This is a genomic window from Desulfobulbaceae bacterium (genome assembly GCA_015231515.1).
Lineage (GTDB): Bacteria > Desulfobacterota > Desulfobulbia > Desulfobulbales > VMSU01 > JADGBM01.
In genome coordinates, this window is sequence record JADGBM010000033.1 from 1 (window position 1) to 21,002 (window position 21,002).

At 41.6% G+C, this 21,002-nt stretch carries 21 protein-coding genes and 1 tRNA gene; 17 read left to right on the forward strand and 5 right to left on the reverse strand.

Annotated features, from left to right (window positions below):
- Nucleotides 1-154 precede the first annotated feature (154 nt).
- The 14 genes from HQK80_07255 to murA all read left to right on the forward strand — a co-directional run bounded on the left by HQK80_07255 (nucleotide 155) and on the right by murA (nucleotide 12,050).
- Nucleotides 155-463 carry a DUF1844 domain-containing protein gene (locus tag HQK80_07255; protein MBF0222013.1) on the forward strand — a complete coding sequence of 103 codons (309 nt, stop codon included), beginning with the start codon at nucleotides 155-157 and terminating at the stop codon, nucleotides 461-463.
- A 178-nt stretch (nucleotides 464-641) separates the two neighbouring features.
- Nucleotides 642-1,436, forward strand: coding sequence for a 4-(cytidine 5'-diphospho)-2-C-methyl-D-erythritol kinase (gene ispE, locus HQK80_07260; protein MBF0222014.1), 795 nt, complete (start codon nucleotides 642-644; stop codon nucleotides 1,434-1,436).
- A 176-nt stretch (nucleotides 1,437-1,612) separates the two neighbouring features.
- A tRNA-Gln gene (locus HQK80_07265) sits at nucleotides 1,613-1,687 on the forward strand.
- Between the two features lie 54 nt (nucleotides 1,688-1,741).
- A complete protein-coding gene (locus HQK80_07270) occupies nucleotides 1,742-2,680 on the forward strand; it encodes a ribose-phosphate pyrophosphokinase (GenBank protein ID MBF0222015.1) in 939 nt (312 codons plus the stop codon).
- 107 nt (nucleotides 2,681-2,787) lie between these two features.
- Nucleotides 2,788-3,432: a 50S ribosomal protein L25 gene (locus HQK80_07275; GenBank protein MBF0222016.1), complete on the forward strand. Its 645-nt coding sequence runs from the start codon at nucleotides 2,788-2,790 to the stop codon at nucleotides 3,430-3,432.
- 97 nt (nucleotides 3,433-3,529) lie between these two features.
- Nucleotides 3,530-4,099: an aminoacyl-tRNA hydrolase gene (locus HQK80_07280; protein MBF0222017.1), complete on the forward strand. Its 570-nt coding sequence runs from the start codon at nucleotides 3,530-3,532 to the stop codon at nucleotides 4,097-4,099.
- Between the two features lie 315 nt (nucleotides 4,100-4,414).
- Nucleotides 4,415-4,894 carry a CarD family transcriptional regulator gene (locus HQK80_07285; GenBank protein MBF0222018.1) on the forward strand — a complete coding sequence of 160 codons (480 nt, stop codon included), beginning with the start codon at nucleotides 4,415-4,417 and terminating at the stop codon, nucleotides 4,892-4,894.
- A 160-nt stretch (nucleotides 4,895-5,054) separates the two neighbouring features.
- The gene (locus HQK80_07290; GenBank protein MBF0222019.1) at nucleotides 5,055-6,047 is read left to right on the forward strand and encodes an RluA family pseudouridine synthase; all 993 of its coding nucleotides are present in this window, start codon (nucleotides 5,055-5,057) and stop codon (nucleotides 6,045-6,047) included.
- Between the two features lie 53 nt (nucleotides 6,048-6,100).
- Nucleotides 6,101-6,712 carry a dephospho-CoA kinase gene (locus tag HQK80_07295; GenBank protein MBF0222020.1) on the forward strand — a complete coding sequence of 204 codons (612 nt, stop codon included), beginning with the start codon at nucleotides 6,101-6,103 and terminating at the stop codon, nucleotides 6,710-6,712.
- 321 nt (nucleotides 6,713-7,033) lie between these two features.
- Entirely contained in the window at nucleotides 7,034-8,290 is a 1,257-nt protein-coding gene (gene rho, locus HQK80_07300; protein ID MBF0222021.1) for a transcription termination factor Rho, read from the forward strand.
- Nucleotides 8,291-8,412: 122 nt separating this feature from the next.
- Entirely contained in the window at nucleotides 8,413-8,628 is a 216-nt protein-coding gene (rpmE, locus tag HQK80_07305) for a 50S ribosomal protein L31 (protein ID MBF0222022.1), read from the forward strand.
- A gap of 143 nt (nucleotides 8,629-8,771) precedes the next feature.
- The gene (gene prfA / locus HQK80_07310) at nucleotides 8,772-9,839 is read left to right on the forward strand and encodes a peptide chain release factor 1 (GenBank protein ID MBF0222023.1); all 1,068 of its coding nucleotides are present in this window, start codon (nucleotides 8,772-8,774) and stop codon (nucleotides 9,837-9,839) included.
- A 53-nt stretch (nucleotides 9,840-9,892) separates the two neighbouring features.
- On the forward strand, nucleotides 9,893-10,774 hold the full coding sequence (gene prmC, locus HQK80_07315) for a peptide chain release factor N(5)-glutamine methyltransferase (protein MBF0222024.1): 882 nt from the start codon (nucleotides 9,893-9,895) through the stop codon (nucleotides 10,772-10,774).
- Between the two features lie 13 nt (nucleotides 10,775-10,787).
- Nucleotides 10,788-12,050: a UDP-N-acetylglucosamine 1-carboxyvinyltransferase gene (gene murA, locus HQK80_07320; GenBank protein ID MBF0222025.1), complete on the forward strand. Its 1,263-nt coding sequence runs from the start codon at nucleotides 10,788-10,790 to the stop codon at nucleotides 12,048-12,050.
- Between the two features lie 44 nt (nucleotides 12,051-12,094).
- Here murA and HQK80_07325 read toward each other — a convergent pair whose 3' ends face one another.
- The 5 genes from HQK80_07325 to HQK80_07345 all read right to left on the reverse strand — a co-directional run bounded on the left by HQK80_07325 (nucleotide 12,095) and on the right by HQK80_07345 (nucleotide 17,737).
- A complete protein-coding gene (locus HQK80_07325) occupies nucleotides 12,095-12,934 on the reverse strand; it encodes a purine-nucleoside phosphorylase (protein MBF0222026.1) in 840 nt (279 codons plus the stop codon).
- Nucleotides 12,931-14,028: a cyclic nucleotide-binding domain-containing protein gene (locus HQK80_07330; protein ID MBF0222027.1), complete on the reverse strand. Its 1,098-nt coding sequence runs from the start codon at nucleotides 14,026-14,028 to the stop codon at nucleotides 12,931-12,933. The genes HQK80_07325 and HQK80_07330 overlap by 4 nt, the downstream gene beginning before the upstream one ends.
- Nucleotides 14,029-14,110: 82 nt before the next feature.
- Entirely contained in the window at nucleotides 14,111-15,106 is a 996-nt protein-coding gene (locus HQK80_07335; protein MBF0222028.1) for a peptidyl-prolyl cis-trans isomerase, read from the reverse strand.
- Between the two features lie 54 nt (nucleotides 15,107-15,160).
- Nucleotides 15,161-16,519 (reverse strand): protein kinase, encoded by a 1,359-nt coding sequence (locus tag HQK80_07340; GenBank protein ID MBF0222029.1) that lies wholly within the window; start codon nucleotides 16,517-16,519, stop codon nucleotides 15,161-15,163.
- Nucleotides 16,520-16,720: 201 nt separating this feature from the next.
- Nucleotides 16,721-17,737: an aldehyde dehydrogenase gene (locus tag HQK80_07345; protein ID MBF0222030.1), complete on the reverse strand. Its 1,017-nt coding sequence runs from the start codon at nucleotides 17,735-17,737 to the stop codon at nucleotides 16,721-16,723.
- Nucleotides 17,738-17,851: 114 nt separating this feature from the next.
- Here HQK80_07345 and HQK80_07350 point away from each other — a divergent pair, with 114 nt between their 5' ends.
- The 3 genes from HQK80_07350 (at nucleotide 17,852) to HQK80_07360 (ending at nucleotide 21,001) form a co-directional block, all read left to right on the forward strand.
- Nucleotides 17,852-19,522: an AMP-binding protein gene (locus tag HQK80_07350; GenBank protein MBF0222031.1), complete on the forward strand. Its 1,671-nt coding sequence runs from the start codon at nucleotides 17,852-17,854 to the stop codon at nucleotides 19,520-19,522.
- Nucleotides 19,523-19,620: 98 nt separating this feature from the next.
- A complete protein-coding gene (locus HQK80_07355) occupies nucleotides 19,621-19,866 on the forward strand; it encodes a 4Fe-4S binding protein (protein ID MBF0222032.1) in 246 nt (81 codons plus the stop codon).
- Nucleotides 19,859-21,001, forward strand: a complete 1,143-nt coding sequence (locus HQK80_07360; protein ID MBF0222033.1) for a 2-oxoacid:acceptor oxidoreductase subunit alpha — start codon at nucleotides 19,859-19,861, stop codon at nucleotides 20,999-21,001. Before HQK80_07355 ends, HQK80_07360 begins: the two co-directional genes overlap by 8 nt.
- Nucleotide 21,002 lies beyond the last annotated feature (1 nt).

The window sequence follows — 21,002 nt, forward strand, 5'->3', positions numbered from 1 at the left end:
CGTGAATGTAATTCTTCTCAACACCAACAAACTCCTTTCTAAGGAGAATATACAGGAAATTCTTGATATTGAGAATGTTAATGCGGCAATGGCAATTGAGATGCCGACAACGTAACGTATAATCTGTTAGGATCTTTTAATTGGGCTAAACGCTATGACGACAGCAAAAGAAGAAGATTGTCCTTGTGCGCCGGGAATGATAAAAAAAGACGGTAAATGTGTGATGCCCGATGTCACATTTACCTCTTTTTTTATGGCATTAAACACCTCCGCTTTATTTCATTTAGGTGTTGTGCCCGACCCTAAGACTGGCCTGAAAAACGTGGATAAAATGATGGCTAAACACACCATTGACACCATGAATATGTTACAGAAGAAGTCAGTAGGGAATCTTACTGTCGAAGAGAATGATCTTGTTGAAAAAATTCTTTATGATCTTAAGATGCGCTACGTGAACGCTTAGTTTTATTCTTTTTGCCGCAATGATCCCCAAAGGCGGCTTGCCCCTCCTATTCATAACTCCACCAGAACAGGAATGACGGTTGTGTCGTCACCATTAACTCTATCAGCACCTGCAAAAGTTAATTTATATTTTGCTATATTGGCCAAACGTTCCGACGGTTACCATGAAGTAGAAACCATTGTCCAAAAAATCAACCTTGTTGATTGGCTCACATTTACCCCCCTCAACTACCGGCCTGCAATTTGCCTGTTCCGACGCCGGTTTGCCCACCGATGAAAGAAATCTTGTTGTGAAAGCGGCACTGAGCTTTTTTGCTTATACACAAATTCAACCGGACGTTCATATTTATCTTGATAAACATATCCCCGTTGCTGCCGGTTTAGGAGGGGGAAGCAGTGACGCGGGAACATGCTTGAGGGGGTTGAACTCTTTTTTTAATATGGCACTTACTGATAGCCAACTTTTTGAGTTGGCATCTCCTCTGGGGGCAGATGTTCCTTTTTTTGTTTCGGAAACCCCTGCTTTTTACGCTACAGGAATTGGCAATAAACTTTGTCCAATCGAACCAGTTGACCCATGTTGGATTGTTTTGGTTAATCCGGGAATCTCCATATCAACTAAGTGGGCCTATGACAATTTTACATTGACAAGAGAGGGTAATTCATATAATTTACTCGGCTGTTCAAAATCATTGTTTAATGCCTCTCGGCAAGATGATGCGCCGGTAAAAAAAGCTGAGATGGCATGTTTGTGCAATGATCTGGAAGAGGTAACCTTAAAGAAATATACGGTTATTCAGGATATTAAGGATGAGCTGATCGCTAATGGAGCCGTCACATCCCTTATGTCCGGCAGTGGAGCCACCGTGTTTGGCGTTTTTGATCACATAGAAACAGCCCATAAGTGCAAAGAAAAATTTTCTAAACGTTACTCGGCTGTTTTTTTAGCGGAGCCTATAATAGATACATTTTAATACTAACGACTTGATTTGATGGTAATTTTAATAGTTAGTATTTGCCTTTACCGAACTAACCATGTCCATTGTTGAGCATTAGGGCGTTGATAGTGTCTTGAAAGTCAAACAATCGTGTTTGTAGTTTTGATTCGCTTACCAATAATGATGTGTGGCTGGTTGTAATAAAAAAATGTTGGGGCGTCGTCAAGCGGTAAGACACAGGCCTTTGACGCCTGCATTCGTAGGTTCGAATCCTACCGCCCCAGCCAATTTTTGTTAGTCAACCTGAAAACTTGAGAGGGTGGATTTTAATGGGAAAAGAGATGCTTAAAGATATGAAAGTGTTTTCTGGAAATGCTAACCGTGAATTAGCTCTTTCAATCTGTGAGCATTTGCAAAAACCACTTTCAAAAGCTGAAGTACGACGATTTAGTGACGGAGAAATATTTGTAGAGATAGGTGAAAATGTCCGAGGCCGTGATATCTTTATCATACAGCCCACAAGTCCTCCTGTTAATGATAACCTGATGGAACTTGTTATCATGGTAGATGCAATGAGAAGAGCGTCTGCACGGAGAATTACTGCGGTACTGCCCTATTACGGATATGCACGACAAGATAGGAAGGTTGCCCCGCGAGTGCCAATTACAGCAAAAGTTGTTGCTGAGATGATGACCGTAGTCGGAGTGCGAAGAGTACTTACGATGGATCTGCATGCCGGTCAGATTCAGGGATTTTTTAATATTCCTGTGGATAATTTATATGCAGCACCTATATTGCTGGATCATATATCGAATAAATTTACCAATGTTGTTATGGTTTCTCCCGATGCAGGTGGTGTTGAGCGAACGCGTGCCTTTGCCAAACGACTTGATGCGGATCTGGCGATAATAGATAAGCGCCGTGAGCGCGCCAACGAATGTGCTGCAATGAATGTTATTGGTGATGTTAAAGGTAAGACAGCTATTCTTCTTGATGATATGGTCGATACTGCCGGCACTCTTTGTTCTGCAGCTGATATACTTATTAAAGAGGGTGCCGAGAAGGTCTACGCCTGCTGTTCGCACGGTGTTTTGTCCGGTCCCGCGATCGAGAGACTTGAGGCCTCCAAAATTGACAAGCTGGTTATTACTGACAGTATTCCCCTTCGAGGGGATGCTATAAATTGTAAAAAAATTAAAGTACTTACAGTTGCCAAAATGCTTGCGGATGCGATTCGTTGCATTCATACCGATGACTCGGTTAGTTCACTTTTTGTATGATTTTAGTGAGGCTATAGTATTGTAGCTGATCACTTTTTTTGATATTTAATTACGCTTACTACTATTTATAAAGCCTGTAGAAATTTCAGGTGTGGAGGTTAGGACTGATGTTGCAATATGACTTAAATGCAGATGTTAGAAATACTTATGGGAAATGTGCGGCTAGAAGCATGAGAAGAGATGGTATGACACCTGCCATACTTTACGGGCCAAAGAGTGATGCTATCTCCTTGAAACTTAATACTAAAAGTTTAACCAAGACTTTAGTCGCTTTGCAAAGACGTAACGCGGTGTTTAATCTTGAGGTCAATGACGGTGCCTCATCAACAAAACGATATGCCATTGTTAAAGAAGTTCAGGCAGCACCTATTTCAGGCGATTTAGTACATGCTGATTTCCTTGAGGTTAAACTCGATGAGCCTATGATATTTGATGTGCCGGTTAAATACATTGGCGTTGCCAAAGGTGTTGACCTTGGTGGTGAGATGCATATAGCATTGACATCCGTTAAATTAAAGGGCCTCATTCTTGATATTCCCGATTTCCTTGAAATTGTTGTTAGCGATATGAGCATTGGTGATCGTCTACATTGTAGCGACTTGGTGATTCCTTCGTCACTTGAGATGTTGAATGAGTTGGATGCCACATGTGTTGCAATTGTATCAGAGTCTAAAGCTCAGGCCGGAGCTGAAGAAGCTGAAGCTGTAGAAGAAGTATCTGAAGAAGGATCCGCTGAAGAAAGTGAATCCTAATAGGGATTGATTTGTGAATCTGAAGCCGAAAGAAGACCCTGTCTTCTTTCGGCTTTTTTGTTTGCGCTTTGTTTTTACATGGAATTGAGATTGGCTTATGCACCTTGTGGTTGGACTTGGTAATCCTGGATTGAAATATGAGCAAACCCGTCACAATATCGGCTTTATGGCCTTGGATTATTTTGCTGATAAAGCAGGTGTCAGTTTTTCTGATTCAAAATGGGAGGCGAAGGTTGCAAAGGTCAGTATTGGCCCTGAGCAATTGATTCTTACCAAGCCGGAAACCTTCATGAATTGTAGTGGTAGGGCTGTTGGTAAAATCTGTACCTACTATAAAATCGTCACTGAAAAGGTTATTGTCATTCACGATGATTTAGATCTCGATCTTGGCAGGATAAAACTTGTTGTTAACCGGGGGGCAGGGGGGCATAACGGGATCTCTTCCATTATCCAATGCCTTGGCGGGAAAAATTTTCCACGAATTCGTGCCGGCATCGGCAGGCCGGACTCGAACTCTGAAATGCCAGTCAGTAGTTATGTTCTTTCCAGATTTACACAGGCAGAGCAAGAGGTTGTTGACCCTTTACTGGTTACTATAAGTGAAAGTCTTGAGTTGGTTGTTAAACATGGAACAACTTACGCTATGAACCATTTGAACCGTCTGTGATCTGGCCATGTCACCGTGTTTCTTATATCAAATATCCAGTTCGTAAGCGAGTTGTTGCATTTTTCTGAATTTGTGTTATATTGGTTTTCCTGTTTGAGAATATAAAGAAACTTGCTTTCTTTTTTTAAATTCCACTCTGAAATTCTCAATCTCCAAGCCTGGTAATGCTGGTTAGAGCCATCTAAAGATCGAAAGTAAAAAGAAACTGAAATACCCGTTCACCTCGTTACCTCATTTTAGATAATGATGTCAACAACTGGTGAAAACCACTACTCTGAAGATTACTCAAAAAAAATGGCAAAAAAACTCAAGAAAATGTTTGATGTTGGTGATATGGCTGTTTATCCAGCCCATGGTGTTGGGCAAATTGAATCAATTGAAAGTCGTGAGGTTGGAGATTTAAAACAGTTTTTTTACGTTATTCGAATAGTTGAATCAAACATGATTATCATGATTCCAACGAATACATCTGAAAGTGTCGGGTTGCGTGCGATCATCGAATCAGATCAGGTTGATAAGATATATTCGATCTTGAAAAAACGAGATGTGATCATCGAGTCACAGCCCTGGAATCAACGATATCGTAATTATATGGAAAAAATAAAAACCGGTTCGGTTTTTGAGATAGCCCAAGTTCTTCGTGACCTCTATATCCTTAAAGAGGATAAAACACTATCTTTTGGTGAACGAAAGATGATGGATACGGCCCAAAGTCTCTTAGTAAAAGAGATTTCTATAGCCAATGCCAGTAAAGAGGATGTGGTTGTTGACAGTATCAGTCATATCTTTGCCTGATTTACAGCTGGAAGAGTTATAACTGATTGTAAATGTTCATTATGGTTGTAAAAGATATACTCGTGTGTTGATATAGTTCTTGCAAGACAAGAGTATGAAGTTATTCCTTCAGGCCTATCTGGTTCCTCCTTTTTTTATAACCCCCCGTCTGATTTGAGTCATGTCCTTAATTGATCCTACAAATATCGACAATTGGACCTGTCTTGAGAAGATTGTCGATTCCGGTCACGCGGGACAGCGGTTGGATAATTATTTGGGTAACGCGGTGACGGTTGACGGCGAGAGATGTTCTCGAGCAATGTTCCAACAATTGATTCGAGATCATCATGTGCTGGTTTGTGGTCAACCACGAAAAAATAACTACAGACTTCGTATCAATGATCTTGTAGAGATATTCATACCGCCCCCAGAACCACTCGAGCTCATTCCTGAGCAGGTTTTTTTTGAAATTGTTTATGAAGACTCTGATCTTATAGTCATTTCTAAGCCTCCTGGTCTGGTAGTGCATCCCGCAGCAGGAAACATGACAGGTACATTGGTGCATGGTTTGCTTTACCATTGCCATGATCTGAGTGGTATTAATGGCTCCCTTCGCCCGGGCATAGTTCATCGACTTGACAAAGATACTTCCGGGTTGATGGTGATTGCAAAAAGTAATGCCGCGCAGTTAAGCTTGGTTAAACAGTTTAAGGATAAGAGAGTTACTAAGGTGTATCAGGCAGTAGTTGACGGTGTTCCTCCAAGGAAATCTGGCACAATTTCTACATTAATCGGTCGTCATCGGGTTGACCGTAAGAAAATGTCGGTACTTACCAGTGGTGGTAAAGAGGCTGTAACGCACTGGGAGATCATTGAATCATTCGAGAAATTTACACTCCTGAAAATTACCCTTGAGACAGGGAGAACGCACCAGATACGTGTACACCTGGCAGACCTGGGTTTGCCTATTGTCGGCGACAGTGTTTATGGTGCCAGAAAACAGCTGCCCCTCTATGAAAAACTTGGGATAAAACGTCAATTTCTGCACGCCTATAAACTTAAATTTCAACATCCGATTAGTGGCGAAATGATGCGGTTTGTTGATCCGATCTATGATGATATGAACAGTTTCATCGAAAGATTACGGCAGGAGAGTTCTGTTGATCAGGCTTAGGATGCAGGAATTTTGTAAAGCGACAATAGCCTTTTACCGAATTTGACACGAAAATGGAGCGCTTTTTTGCAAACAGTATAGGCGTTACTGGTGGACTTGCCTCTGGCAAGAGTTCTGTGGCTAAAGCTCTGGCAGATATGCTAGGGTACTGTCTTTTTGATGCCGATGCGGAAGTGGCATCACTGCTAAAAAAAGAGGCTGAAGGTTGGTTTTTCCTGCGTAGCTTGCTTGCCCCTGATTTTTTTTTAAAAAATGGGGCCCTTGATAAGCCTAAACTGCGAGATACTATTTTTGAAGATTGTGCTCTACGTAAAAAGATAGAGGAACGGTTGCATCCTCTGGTACGAAAGCAACTTAAGCGCAAAGTTGATGAGGCGTATACTGACAATGGTCAGAAATCATTAATTGAAGTTCCGTTATTATATGAAGCCAATTGGCAGAGTGATTTTGCCAAAGTGCTCGTGGTGGCGGTCAGTGAAAATATAGCAGTTGCAAGAGGTTCGTTACGTGACGGAGTAACCTCTGACCAGATAAAGAAAACTCTTTCGGCGCAATTTCCTCTCAAGGAAAAGATAGAGTTGGCCGATTATGTGATTGATAATGACAAAAATTGGGATCATACCTTTAAACAAATTGTTCAACTAAAAAAAATCTTGACACCTTAGGCCTTAAGTCCTAGTATCTATTAGAATTAAACATCTTCATACGAGTACTTACCTTTTTTTATCTTGAAATCACAGATCGCATATATCATAAAAGTAATCAACTCTTCTTGGGTTGCCTAATCATATTCAACCATCGTACTACGATCATACCATTCAAAAACCGTAATCAATCATAATACTAACAATACTCTGCTCAAAAACAAAAATACCGCACTGTGATTATTCATCGCAGTTCTAATGATTTTTCCCAGATATTAATGCTTTACGATCGTGCTCATGGCAGCATAATAAAAACTATTGTCTTAAGGAGACAGGCTTAACATGGATCTTATTGACCTTAAACATAAGAAAATCACCGAACTTACCGCACTCGCTAAACAGTTTAACATTGAAGGTTATAGCAGTTTGCGCAAGCAAGAGTTGATTTTTGAAATTCAAAAAGCTCATGCAGCACGCGAAGAGAAAAACGGTAACAGTAAGGGTAATGGTGTTCTTGAGATATTGCCTGATGGTTTTGGTTTTTTAAGAGCTCCGGATTATAATTATTTGCCAGGCCCTGATGATATATATGTTTCGCCTTCTCAGATTAGACGGTTGGGTCTCAAAAAAGGCGATACGATTGAGGGACCAATTCGCTCTCCCAAAGAAGGGGAGCGTTATTTCGCCTTGCTGAAAGTTGATTCTGTGAATTTTGAACCGCCCGAAAAAAATCGTGAAAAAACTCTGTTCTCCAACCTCACGCCACTTCATCCTGAAGAACGTTTAAACCTTGAAAATGATCCAACTAATTTTTCAATGCGCGTTATGAATATGATGTCGCCAATTGGCAAGGGTCAGCGAGGTATTATCGTTGCACCGCCTCGTACGGGTAAAACCGTATTGCTTAAAGATATTGCCAACAGCATAGCCAGTAACCACCCGGAAGTTACCCTGATTGTTCTACTGATTGATGAACGTCCGGAGGAGGTTACAGATATGGCAAGAAGTGTAAAGGGTGAAGTTGTCAGTTCAACCTTTGACGAACCGCCTCAAAGACATATACAAGTTGCTGAAATGGTTATTGCTAAAGCCAAGCGCCTGGTTGAGGCCAAAAAAGATGTTGTTGTTCTTCTTGATAGTCTTACCCGATTGGCTCGTGCTTATAATACGGTTGTGCCTCCAAGTGGAAAGATTCTGTCTGGTGGTGTTGACTCAAACGCCTTGCATCGCCCGAAACGATTTTTTGGGGCAGCTCGTAACATTGAAGAGGGTGGCAGTTTGACAATAATTGCGACAGCTTTGGTTGAAACAGGCAGCAGGATGGATGAGGTTATTTTTGAAGAGTTTAAAGGCACGGGTAATATGGAAATAGTTCTTGACCGTAAAATGTCTGATAAACGATTGTATCCGGCAATTGATATGAATCGATCGGGAACACGTAAGGAAGATTTGTTGTTATCCGAAGAAGAGCTGAATCGGGCCTGGATTCTTCGAAAATTACTGTCAACAATGAAGCCGACGGATGCTATGGAGTTTCTTTTGCAAAGAATGAAGGGCACTAAAACCAATCAGGAGTTTTTTGATACTATGAATAGCTAGGTTTTATATTCTGTGCTTGAAAAATAAATATAAATAAAGTAAAAGAGCATGTTATTTAATCATGTTTGTCGATGTCTTGCGTGTAACATCGAATATCATCAAAGCAATAAAGAGGTTTGTAAATGAAGAAAGATATCCATCCTGAATATCATCAGATCAACGCAACGTGTGCTTGTGGAAATGAGGTTGAGCTTGGTTCAGTTAACCCTGAGATAAAAGTCGAGATTTGTGCAGCCTGTCATCCTTATTTTACCGGCAAGCAGAAGCTTGTTGATACGGCTGGTCGTGTTGAGAAGTTTATGAAGAAGTATGCCAAACATTACGATAAGACTGCCTAAAAACAGAAGTTAGTTATTTCGAGTTTTATCAACGTACCTTTGTTAAATATAGTGGGATAAACTCCACTGACCACACAACTTATAAGCATCATCAATTATATTGGTGATGCTTGTTTTTTTTCAAATGAACAGTATCAGAAACTATGTTTGCAAAATTTGAACATATACACGAAAAAAAATTAGAACTTGAAGCGAAACTGTCCGATCCCGCTATCATTTCTAATCAAGTTGCGTATCAGAAAAATGCAAAGGAACATGCCACTGTTTCTAAGATGGATCAGCTTTATACCCTTTATCAGCAGACAGTAGCAGAACTTGCTGAGAACAAGCAGATGCTTCGCGAAGAAGATGACGATGAGATGCTTGTTCTTGTAAAAGGTGAAATTGAGGCCTTAACTGAAAAAATTACGGGGCTTGAAAACCAGCTTAGATTACTGCTACTCCCCCCTGACCCCAACGACGACAAAAACATACTCCTTGAGATTAGAGCTGGAACCGGTGGCGATGAGGCTGCACTTTTTGCAGCTGATCTGTATAAGATGTACCATCGTTTTGCCGAGAATCAGTCCTGGAAAGTTGAGGTGCTTAACAGCAGCTCCAATGGGATTGGCGGTTTCAAGGATATTGTCGCCCTGATTAAGGGCCATAAGGTATATAGTCGTTTGAAATATGAATCCGGTGTTCATAGGGTTCAACGTGTTCCTGAAACTGAAGCTCAAGGTCGTGTTCACACATCAGCGGTTACTGTCGCTATTTTGCCAGAGGCTGAAGATGTCGAGCTCAACATTCTTCCTAGTGACGTCAGGGTTGATATATTCTGTTCTTCCGGGCCGGGAGGCCAGAGTGTCAACACCACACAGTCAGCGGTACGTTTAACACATTTACCAACAGGTATTGTGGCAACGTGTCAGGATGAGAAATCCCAGCATAAAAATAAAGAATCTGCAATGAAAGTTCTTCGAGCAAGAATTTTCGATAAAATGCAGCAGGATCAACACGATAAAATTTCAGCTGAACGTAAAAGTCAAGTTGGTAGCGGTGATCGAAGTGAGCGAATACGGACTTATAACTTTCCTCAGGGGAGGGTGAGTGACCATCGCATCAATTTGACTCTGTACAAACTCGATGATATTTTGCTTGGTAAACTCGATGCTATTATCGAACCGCTTAACAGCCATTTTCAGGCTGAAGCCCTCAAGACTATTCGTTGATTAATTCCTGAATACAACACACCCTTTAATGGTGTTACTTTTGTTACTTTAAGTTGTGGGATTTAGAGCTGAAAACTGTCCGTCAAATATATCTCTCTCTTGTTAATCTGTTCAAAAACGCATCAATTCCTGATCCAGAAATTGATGCCGCCATACTCTTCCATTACGTTTTAGGCCTTACACGTTCTGATCTGGTTATTAAATCAGCGGAGCTAGTCGGTGCTGATGAAGCCTTAAAGATTCTTGAACTTGCCAATAAGCGATTGTCCCGGGAACCGATTGCGTACCTCGTTGGCGAACAAGATTTTTATGGGCGCCGCTTTGTTGTTAACCCCTCAGTTTTAATACCACGACCAGAGACTGAACTGATTGTTGAAAAGGCAATTTCTACTGGAAAAGAATTAATTGACTCAAGGCAATCATTGACTATTATGGATCTTGGTACAGGAAGTGGTGCTATTGCTGTTACATTGGCTAAAGAGTTGAGGTCTTCAAAACTATTTGCTCTTGATCGTTCCATCTCTGCACTGCAAACTGCCAAGATAAACGCGGCGAATCACGGCGTCTTGCATCAGTTAGAATTCGTAGCTTCTGACTGGTTTAATGCCTTTACCCCCAAAGCTTCCTTCAATATTGTTATTTCAAATCCTCCTTATGTTGCTGAAAAGATAAGAAAAGATTTGCAGAAAGAACTCAGTTTTGAGCCGGCAAGCGCCTTATTCTCAGGCACTGATGGTACTAATGATTTAAAAAAAATTATAAGTAATTCGTCGCCATACCTCGCTCCAGGTGGGTTTTTATTTGTTGAAATTGGTTATGACCAGAAAGAGTTTGTTCTCGATTTTATCGGCAAGGGTGGCTTTTTTGAGGACTTTACTGTTTATGATGATTATGCTGGGTTACCACGAATTCTTAAGGCAAAGGTAAAGGGGTAAAGGGTTATGATAAATGGATAAACTAGTAATTCAAGGCGGGATTCCGCTTCATGGTGAGATATCAATAAGCGGTGCAAAAAATGCTGCTCTGCCTTTACTTGCAGCTACACTGTTGGCTACTGGACGTCATACGCTGCATAATGTGCCGAATCTGCGTGATACACGTACAATTGTGAGATTGCTTGAATCTTTCGGAGTAACTTCTGAAAAGGGCGAGGCCGGTACCTGGTATCTTAATTGTGATTCGATTAACAATCTGGAAGCCTCATACGATCTTGTGAAAACAATGCGTGCCTCTGTACTTGTTCTCGGCCCCTTGCTGAGCCGCTACGGCCGAGCAAGGGTATCATTGCCAGGTGGTTGCGCTATTGGTGCTCGTCCTATTGATTTTCACCTTCAGGCTTTAGAGAAAATGGGGGCCCATTTAACCCTTAAAGAAGGGTATGTTGAGGCGGAGATCGAAGGACGTCTTAAAGGGGCATCAATATATTTTGACATTCCCTCTGTTACAGGGACAGAAAATATTGTAATGGCTGCTGTTCTTGCCAAAGGGACAACGGTCATTAAAAATGCAGCCCGTGAACCGGAGGTCGGCAACAACATCGATATGCTTGTTTCAATGGGTGCAGAGATAGAAGGAAAAGGCACGGATAAGCTGGTTGTTCATGGCGTCAAGAAACTTTACCCAGCTGAAAATACCATTCTATCAGACCGTATTGAAACGGGAACATATTTAATTGCCGTCGGTGCTGCTGGTGGTGATGTGGTTATTAATAACTGCAATCCCAAGCATTTGACGTCACTCATAGAAAAGCTTCGTTCTGTTGGGCTGACAGTTGAAGAGGATGGCTCACATATTCGAGTCGCCAGACATAAAAAGCTTACCAGTGTCGATATTAAAACGCTGCCATATCCAGGTTTCCCAACGGATCTGCAGGCTCAAATGATGGCCTTAATGGTCCTTTCAAATGGGTTAAGTGTTATCAATGAAACAATATTTGAAAATCGTTTTATGCACGTTGCTGAACTGCTTAGAATGGGTGCTAATATCAAAGTTGATGGCAGGAGTGCAATCGTAAAAGGAACTGGTAAGTTTACCGGTGCAAAAGTTATGGCTACCGACTTGAGAGCCAGTGCTTCGCTGGTTATTGCCGGACTTGCTGCGGAAGGGATAACCGAAATTTCGAGAATTTATCACCTTGAAAGAGGGTATGATGATCTCGCCGGGAAACTTTCAAAACTTGGGGCGAAGGTACAGCAGGTAAAAGATGAATAAAGTCTTGTTATGGGCGGCGTCACCTGAATAGTTACAACTCTGACTCAAGTGAGATGGTTTTGTAAAAGATCTGAAAGTATAGCCTTAATTTGACCTTGAGCTTTCTGTGCTTGAGTTATAACATCGTCAACAGCAATTGGCTTAAACTCATCGGGATTATTAACATTAGCAATCAGTGATATGCCGAGAATATTCATGCCCAGGTGGTGAGCAGCAATAACCTCCGGCACCGTCGACATCCCTACCGCGTCGGCCCCGCAGTTTCGTAAAAACCGTGTCTCAGCGGGAGTTTCTAAGCTGGGCCCTGGAATGCCTGTGTAAACTCCCATATGTACTTTAATTCCACATTTTTCTGCACTTTGTAGCGTAAGTTTAATCAGCTTCTTTGAGTAACAGCGGCTCATATCGGGAAAGCGCGGACCCAAAATGTCACTATTAGTACCGCGTAATGGGTTGAAACCCATATTGTTGATATGGTCAGTCACAACCATTAAAGATCCGGGTTCATAAGCAAGATTCAATCCCCCTGCCGTATTGGTAATTATAAGCGTCTTACAACCTAGTCTGTTAAGCACACGAAGGGGAAAAACAATCTGGTGAGGTTCAAATCCTTCATAAAAATGAAATCTTCCCTGTAGAATGGCAATTGTCGTGTTGTTAATTGTGCCGATAATGAGTTTGCCAACGTGAGTGGGCACGGTTGGAATCTGAAAATGTGGTATCTGTGAGTATGCTAGTGCTTCATGTTGCATGAAACCATCCGGCAGGAAGCTTTGTCCTGTTCCCTGCACTGTTAAAATGAGAGGTGGTGGGCAGCTAAGTTGACTTTGTATAAATCCAACGGCTTCGTCAATTAGCTGAAGGTGTTTTTCCGGATTAATCATAAAATGGCAGTTTGGGGTGGAAATCCTTCGGGAGAGAGTGGAAGGGTAAAGGTGAAGGTTGTGCCGCAACCTGGAGGTGACTCAAGTGACAGCTTCCCTTTGTGTTTAACCTCTATGATCTGCTTGCAGGACGCAAGTCCAAAACCATTTCCGCTATCTTTAGTAGTAAAATGCGGCAGGAAAATTTTTGAATGAATTTCGGCAGGAATGCCACAGCCTTTATCTATTATCTTTACAACGGCCTGATTGTCTTGCTGGTAGAGTTTAATTAAGATCGGATCTCCTGCCTTACTGGCTTGCCCTGCATTAATAACAAGATTGATAATGGCCCTGGAGATATCAATTTTGTAAAAGGGGAACTCTGGAAAGTCCGAGTCAATTTCTGCGACTATCTGTTTGTTTTTTAAATCAGGGTGAACGAAAGCCGCCTCTTGAATATCATGTATGATTTCCGGCAAAGAGTTGCTCTCAAGAGTTGGACAAAAATGCAGGCGTTTGGCATTAGACAGGGCCTCATTGCTCATTTCGGTGAGGTGTTGTCGGCTTTTTTGCATTAACTCTATAAACCGTTTTTGAGACTCCGGCATACCCTGAGTTTCAAGCAGGTCAAGCAGAAGTAATCCTGTAATGGCATTACGCATATCATGGATCAGGATGTTTGCCTTCTCAAATTCCTGAGCTAAGAGCTCGGTGTCATAACGAATACGACGACTGAGCGTCTTCATCATGGAAACCAGTGATTTCGGCTGCGTAGAAAAAAACTTTTGAAACTGAGCGGATGTGATCTTAAGAAGTCTTGCCGAAGTGTTCGATATGACCGTTGCAGACCTAGGTTTATCCTCAATGATTGACATTTCACCAATATAATCAATTGGCGAAATAGTTGTTATGGTACGGTTTTCCTTAAGAATCTGTAATTGGCCATCAAGAAGGACAAACATGTCTCGACCAGCAGCACCTTCCTCAAAAAGAACTGTTTGCGGTTCTATTTTCAGTTCTTCAATTGAACGTGCAAAACTGACAAGTTCATCATTTGTAAATGAGCTGAAAAGGTCAATTTTTTGGAGAATGACTACTAACTCATTAAGATCCATAGTAGCTGTTACTAAATTAGTCTATTCAAATTGCGAAAAGTGTTATTTCTGCCTGCTGGTCTTCTCAGATTAAGAGAATTATTTAGAGAAATATCTCTATCTTAGCTGTTTCTCGTTGTGTTGTTATGAACGTATCAATTTTTTTCTGAACTTCTTTTTGTTTTAAATACGCCTTTAATTTTTCAGAAATTTCGTCAAAAGGAAAAACGTAGAGTGGCTTTTTATCACTTATGGTAACGATGTAGTAGCCGTTAGCTGTTTCAATAACGTCGCTGAACTGATTTTCTTCTAAGGCAAATAGTGCAGTTTCTAAAACAGGGTCTAACTGGCCACGGACAATATAGCCGAGTTGGCCGCCTGGCAGTTTCTGTTTACCCTCGTTATATTGTTCAGCAAGTTCGGCAAAGGCTTTTCCTGCCTTGAGCTGTTCTTGTATGTTGTTTATTGTTTCAAGGGCTTGTTGTTTTTGAGCTTGATCTGACTGGGCGGTAAACGGTACGTGTATCTGGCTGGTAAAGACTTGTTCCGGGCGAGTGAAATCAGCAATATTCTCCTGGTAATAGCTGTTAGCCTGTTCATCTGTAATAATAGTTTTATCAGAAAATGCCTCTGAGATGAACTTTTCAACCGCAATCTTTTTAATAATATCTTCACGAGTGAAGGTATTATTAAAGGCATCGGTGTTGGGATATTGTTCTAAAGCACTTTTTAGTCCTAGATCAATTTCTTCATCGGTTGGTGAAATTTCAAGTTCCTGGCTGGCCTGATAGAACAGTTCATTGTTTATGAGTATTTTTAAAATCTCACCCTTTACCTGATTTTTTTGAGCGTCAGACATGTTGGCAGAAGTATAGAAACGCTGCTGTATACGGGTTAATTCCTTGTCAAGCTCCACATTGGAAATTGTGAAACCGTTTATAGAAGCCACCGGAGTTGTTGCTTCTGGACTGGTGTCAACACTCTGAGTTTCTTTTTTGGCGGTTGTCTCTGTTTCTTCTGCTTTCTTTGAACAGGCTGTGAATAGTAACAGTGAAAGCAGTACACATGTGAATACATGTAAAGATCGATTTAATTGCATGTCTTATGATTTCCTTTTAAATGTATAATGATTTATTGATAAGTCGTGTTACTCTTATTGTGTTGCCAGGAGTTCTTTGAGCCTAATATCATTAGCTCTGAGCCGTTCAGAGAGCATTGCCGCAAGATTTCTGTAAAGTTTGAGGCAGATGGCAGGGTTTGAGAGACGTAAGACTGTCTCATTGATGGCAATGGCAATGGTTGGCTCAAGAGCGATAACAGAAGCTGAACGTTCAAGTTTATCAATTATAGCCATTTCACCTACACATGTTCCCTGACCAACTTGATCGATCTCAATATCTTGGCCGGATATCTCTTTTTGAATTGAGACCAGGCCGGATATGATAACATACATCTTGGTACCGACAGTACCTTCTCGAATTATATACTCGCCTGCAATAAACTTTTTCTTTTGAGAAAGCTTAAAAATTATTGAAACTTCCTCATTGGTGAAATCAGCAAAAAACACATATTTTTCCTTCAACCGTTGGATGATTTGACTCTTTTCAACGGAAGTCATTGACGGCAGGCTTTCATTAACACGCATCTCAATGGAGTTAAGGTATAACTCAAGAGCGTCAGCAAAATCTTCGGCAGTATGATACCGATCAGCACATTTTTTGGCCAGTGCTTTGGAAATTATAGCAGATAACTCTTCGTCGGCTGCACCAAGACTGAGAAGAGACTCCTCGCGTTTACCAACAATTGCTTTAAGTAAGCTCTTCATGTTGCTGGCCACAAATGGCCGGTGACCATTTGAAAGCCATTCATAAGCCACAATCCCCAAAGAAAAGAGATCGGACTGACAGGTGAACTCGGTGGAATATATATGCTCAGGTGACATATAGTGGGGGGTGCCAAGAATCTCACTGTCTTCTGCCTGAGCTTCTAATAAAGTTTGGTCACCTGATATTTCCATAACCTGGGCAATGCCAAAATCAGTGATTTTTGGTGAGTCATTATCGAGCAGCATTATATTGGCTGGTTTGATATCACGGTGCAAAACACCACGCTGATGGGCATAATGAAGAGCGCGAGCCAGAAATGATAAAATTTCTACTTTTTTGGCAGTTGAATATTCAATCTTATTGGAAATGATGGTCTTGAGATCGTTACCCTCTATGAATTCCATAACGAGATACGGGGAACCTTTATGGATGCCCATGTCATAAATAGCAGCAATATGGTTGTAATTAAGCTTTCCATAAATACGCGCTTCTCGCAGGAAAAAATTTCTAGCCTGCTGTCTGGATTCTTCGGTTTTTAGTTTGTTGAGACGCAGGGTCTTAATTGCTACAACTCGGTTAATACGGTGGTCACGGGCCTTGTAAACCTCTCCCATAGACCCCTGGCCAACCTTTTCCTCAACGACATAGCGTCCTATTTCTGTAAATGATTCAAGTTCTGCCGTCATTGTCTGTCAAATCGCAATCATAAATTTTTAATACATTAAAAAACTGTTTTTGGGACTGTAAATAAAGGGATAAACCGTCGTAAATCTTAAAGTATAGGTGACCCTGAAGTTACTATAATAGAATAGTAAAGTTGTCTGATGGTGGCAATCTCTAAAGAGGGGGCTTGAAAAAATAAACCGGCAGGTTGCGTGGTTCACCACTCAATGGTGCTTCTTCAAATAACTGCCAATATAGCGCACAAGATCAAGAATTCTACAGCAATAGGCATGTTCATTGTCGTGCCAGAGTAAAAGCTTTACAAGATTCTGGTTACAATGAATGTTTTCCAGATCTATGATTGAAGAATAGCTGCTGCCGATAAAGTCTGTACTCACAAGTGGCTCAGCGTTCAAGGCGACTATATTCTTATAGGCATTGAGCGAGGCATCTTCAAACAGACTGACAAGTTCATCTCGGCTTGTCGGTTGTGAAAGTAGAAAGGAGACATCGGCCAGATGCATGAGTGGTGTAGGAACCCGAATCGCTAAACCATCAAACTTACCCAGTAGTTGGGGAATAACCTCCGGGATCTGCCAAACAGCACTTGTTTGAGTGGGGATCAGGTTCCTGGTCGCAGCTCTTGCCCGTCGCAAGTCATCATGAGCATTGTCTAAAATATTTTGGGTGTTGGTATATGAATGGATAATAGTTGCCAGGCTCGAAACTATACCAAGTTTATCATTGAGTATTTTAGCGATTGGGGCAATACAGTTTGTTGTGCAGCTTGATCCACTGATAATATGATGTTTTGAGCTGTCGTACTGAGTGTGATTGACACCCATGCAAAGTGTTATGTCGGGGTTCCGTGAGGCAGCGGTAATAACAACTTTTTGTGCACCTGAATTGATATGTTTTCCCGCCCGCCTTGATGAGTTTGTGCCGCTGCATTCGATGACTATATCGATGTTGTGGTCCGACCACGACAGGTTGTCAGGATCGGGCTCGTTAAGCCATGAAACAGGTCTGTTGTTAATGATGAGCTTATTTGATTCAACAGTAATAGGAAGAGGGTAGGTCGAGTAGCTGCTGTCGTATTTTAGAAGGTGTGCGGCAACGTGTAAATTTTCTAAAGTATTTACGGCTTTAAGCGAAATTGTCGGGTACGATTCAGATAAAATCAGTCGTGCCAGTTGCCGACCGATTCTGCCAAAACCATTTATTGCGATTGAGACAGCCATTGCTTCGATTTAAACCCTCTATGTTCAATTGCCTTTTGGTTATAATTGGGATGGCTTATACCATATAAGTATGCTTCTTACAAAAAAAACAAAGTAGAGATTATAGCTTTTGTGATGACATCGAAATTTACCAATCTTAATAGTTTTTTTGAGAAAACCTGCGCCACCTATAAAACGAAACCATGTCTCTGTGATGTTGACGGCGAATCTTTCTCCTATGATCAGGTGTTTGACAGGGTTTCTGAGCTTTCAACTGTACTTGCTAAATCCTGTATTGGACCCGGTGAGCCGATTGCCATAGTTGCTGCAAACTCATCTCATTGGGTTATTGCCTATTTTGCGATAATTCGGCTTGGTTGTGTCGCCGTGCCGATTTTGACTGATTTCTGTGATCAGGACATTGCCAATATTATCCTGGAGACGGGTGCCAGGGCCGTATTCACTTGCCAGCAAAATCAAGAAAGAGTGTTATCCATCTGTCAGGAAGATATTCTGGTTCTATCGTTTTGTTCAAATAATGCCGGATTTGCCTACGAGATTAGAAAGCCCGCAATCATGAAAGTTGATGGTGATCAATATACACCTAAAACACAAGGCCTCTATGATTCCAGTCAAACTGCTTCAATTATTTACACATCGGGTACTTCCGGCCATTCAAAAGGGGTTTTACTGAGTCATGCAAATCTATTAGCCAATCTTGAGTCAGCAAGTAAATTAATTGCGATACAATCATCGTGGCGATTCCTTTCAGTTTTGCCACTTTCACATGCCTACGAATTCACCATTGGACTGCTCCTGCCCCTATTTAACGGTGCATCTATCCACTACTTGAGAAAACGTCCGACGCCAACTTTACTGCAAACTGCCTGTGGTGCTGTGGCTCCCCATGTCGTTTGCATGGTTCCTCTGCTGCTGGAAAAAATTTTCAAGAAAAAGGTTCAGCCTGTACTAACTGGAAACAGGATCTGTTCAGCGCTGATTAAAATACCACTTTTGAAGCGCCAGATATTAAAATTTATTGGCCGAAAGGTGATACGGTTATTCGGTGGAAACATAAAACTTTTTGCCATCGGAGGCGCTGCACTGCATTTCAATACAGAGGAATTTTTAAAAATGGCAGAACTGCCATATCTTGTCGGCTACGGACTTACTGAGGCATCCCCCTTGGTTGCCGGCGGACCATTTGGTGATTCCTCGATCAGTTTAGGCTCTGTCGGGAAAGTTATTCCAGATGTTGAAGTGACGTTGGTTGATATTGATAAAAGTTCTGGGGTTGGAGAAATACAGGTTAGAGGGGCAAATATTATGCTCGGCTATTTTGAAAACAGTCAACTTACCCGAGAAACTATAACCGCAGATGGATGGTTGAAAACCGGGGATCTGGGACTATTTGATTGCAATATGAACCTGGTGATCACCGGCAGGATAAAAAACGTTATTGTCTTATCAAGTGGTGAAAATATCTACCCGGAAGAGCTCGAAGATAAACTACTCTCTTTTTTAGAAATTGCTGAAACAATTGTCGTCGTAAAGAAAGGCAGATTAGAGGCCGTTATTGTGCCTGATTATGAATATATTGCTGACAAACACGGGATAAATGAAAGTAAGATCGATAGTGGAGGCGCTCAACTTGTTTTTAATGAGATCGACTCTATTCGTCGGGCTGTAAATGAAAGAGTACCGGCCTATGCCAAAATACTCTCTGTTAGAGAGCATCCACAACCTCTTATCAAGACACCAACCCATAAGGTGAAACGATTTCTATACACCACCGACCAGGAGTAAATCCGTAAAAGACAAAGTCAGAGATTTTTTTGTTATTTGCCTTATGAATTTGGTACCATGTAACTATCATTAAATGAACTTCTTATTGAGACAATACTGTGGCAGCAAAAAAGAAAGAAAAGAGACTCTATACCCAAAAAATATTCCTGGATTGGTGCAAAGGCTGTGGCATTTGCATCGCTTTCTGTCCCAAAAATGTCTTTGAACCTGGTGTGAACGGTAAGCCTGTTATTGTGAACCCCGACAGCTGTATTGGCTGTAATTTCTGTGAGCAGCATTGCCCTGATTTTGCTATATCCATAGAGGATAGATCGTTGCTACGAAGGAGAAAGACTGATGTCTGAAGGTACTAGCAAGACAAAACTGCTTCAAGGAAATGAAGCTATTGTTGAAGGTGCTCTTGCTGCCGGCTGTCGTTTCTTTGCAGGGTATCCAATTACTCCAGCCTCTGAGATTAGTGAGCAGATGTCTGTTCGTCTGCCAAAAGTTGATGGTGTATTTATCCAGATGGAAGATGAGATTGCCAGTATGGGGGCTGTTATTGGGGCATCCCTGGCTGGAGTTAAAAGCATGACCGCGACCTCTGGTCCGGGATTCTCTCTGATGCAGGAGAATATCGGCTACGCCTGCATTACAGAAACCCCATGTGTTATTGTGAATGTGATGCGGGGGGGACCGAGTACCGGTTTGCCCACCAGCCCGTCTCAGGGCGATGTTATGCAGGCTCGATGGGGAACCCATGGCGATCATCCCATAATTGTACTCGCTGTTTCAACGGTTTTTGATTGTTTTGAGATTACTGTACATGCCTTTAATCTAAGTGAAAAGTACAGAGTGCCGGTCATAATTCTCTCGGATGAGGTGGTTGCCCATACCAGAGAAGGGGTTGTGTTGCCCGATACCAGTAAGATAGAGATTGTCGATCGAATCAGACCCTCTGTCCCTCCTGAGTGGTTTGTACCCTATGAAGATAACAGCCGTGGCGTACCGCCGATGGCATCATTTGGTGATGGTTATCGTCATCACGTCACAGGTTTAATTCATGATACAAAGGGATTTCCAACCCAAAAAGCTGTAGAAATACAAGCTTTTATGGAAAGGCAGTTCCGGAAAATCAGCAATGGTTTTCATGAAATATTCTGCGTTAAGGAGTTTATGATGGTCGATGCTGAAGTTGCAATTATAGCCTATGGATCAGTGTCGCGTTCTGCAAAAAGAGCTATGCGTGAAGCTCGGGCAAAGGGAATCAAGGTCGGTTTATTGCAATTAATTACCCTGTTCCCCTTTCCGAAAAGTCATGTTGCAAAAGTTTTGCGGCAATGCCGGGCAGTTATTGTACCAGAAATGAATATTGGCCAGATGAGTCGTGAAGTAAAACGAGTGAATCAGTTTTCCTGTACTGTTTATAAATTAAATCGCATTGATGGTGAGTTTATTACCCCCGGCGAAATATACGACGAGTTACTTAAAATCGCTTAAG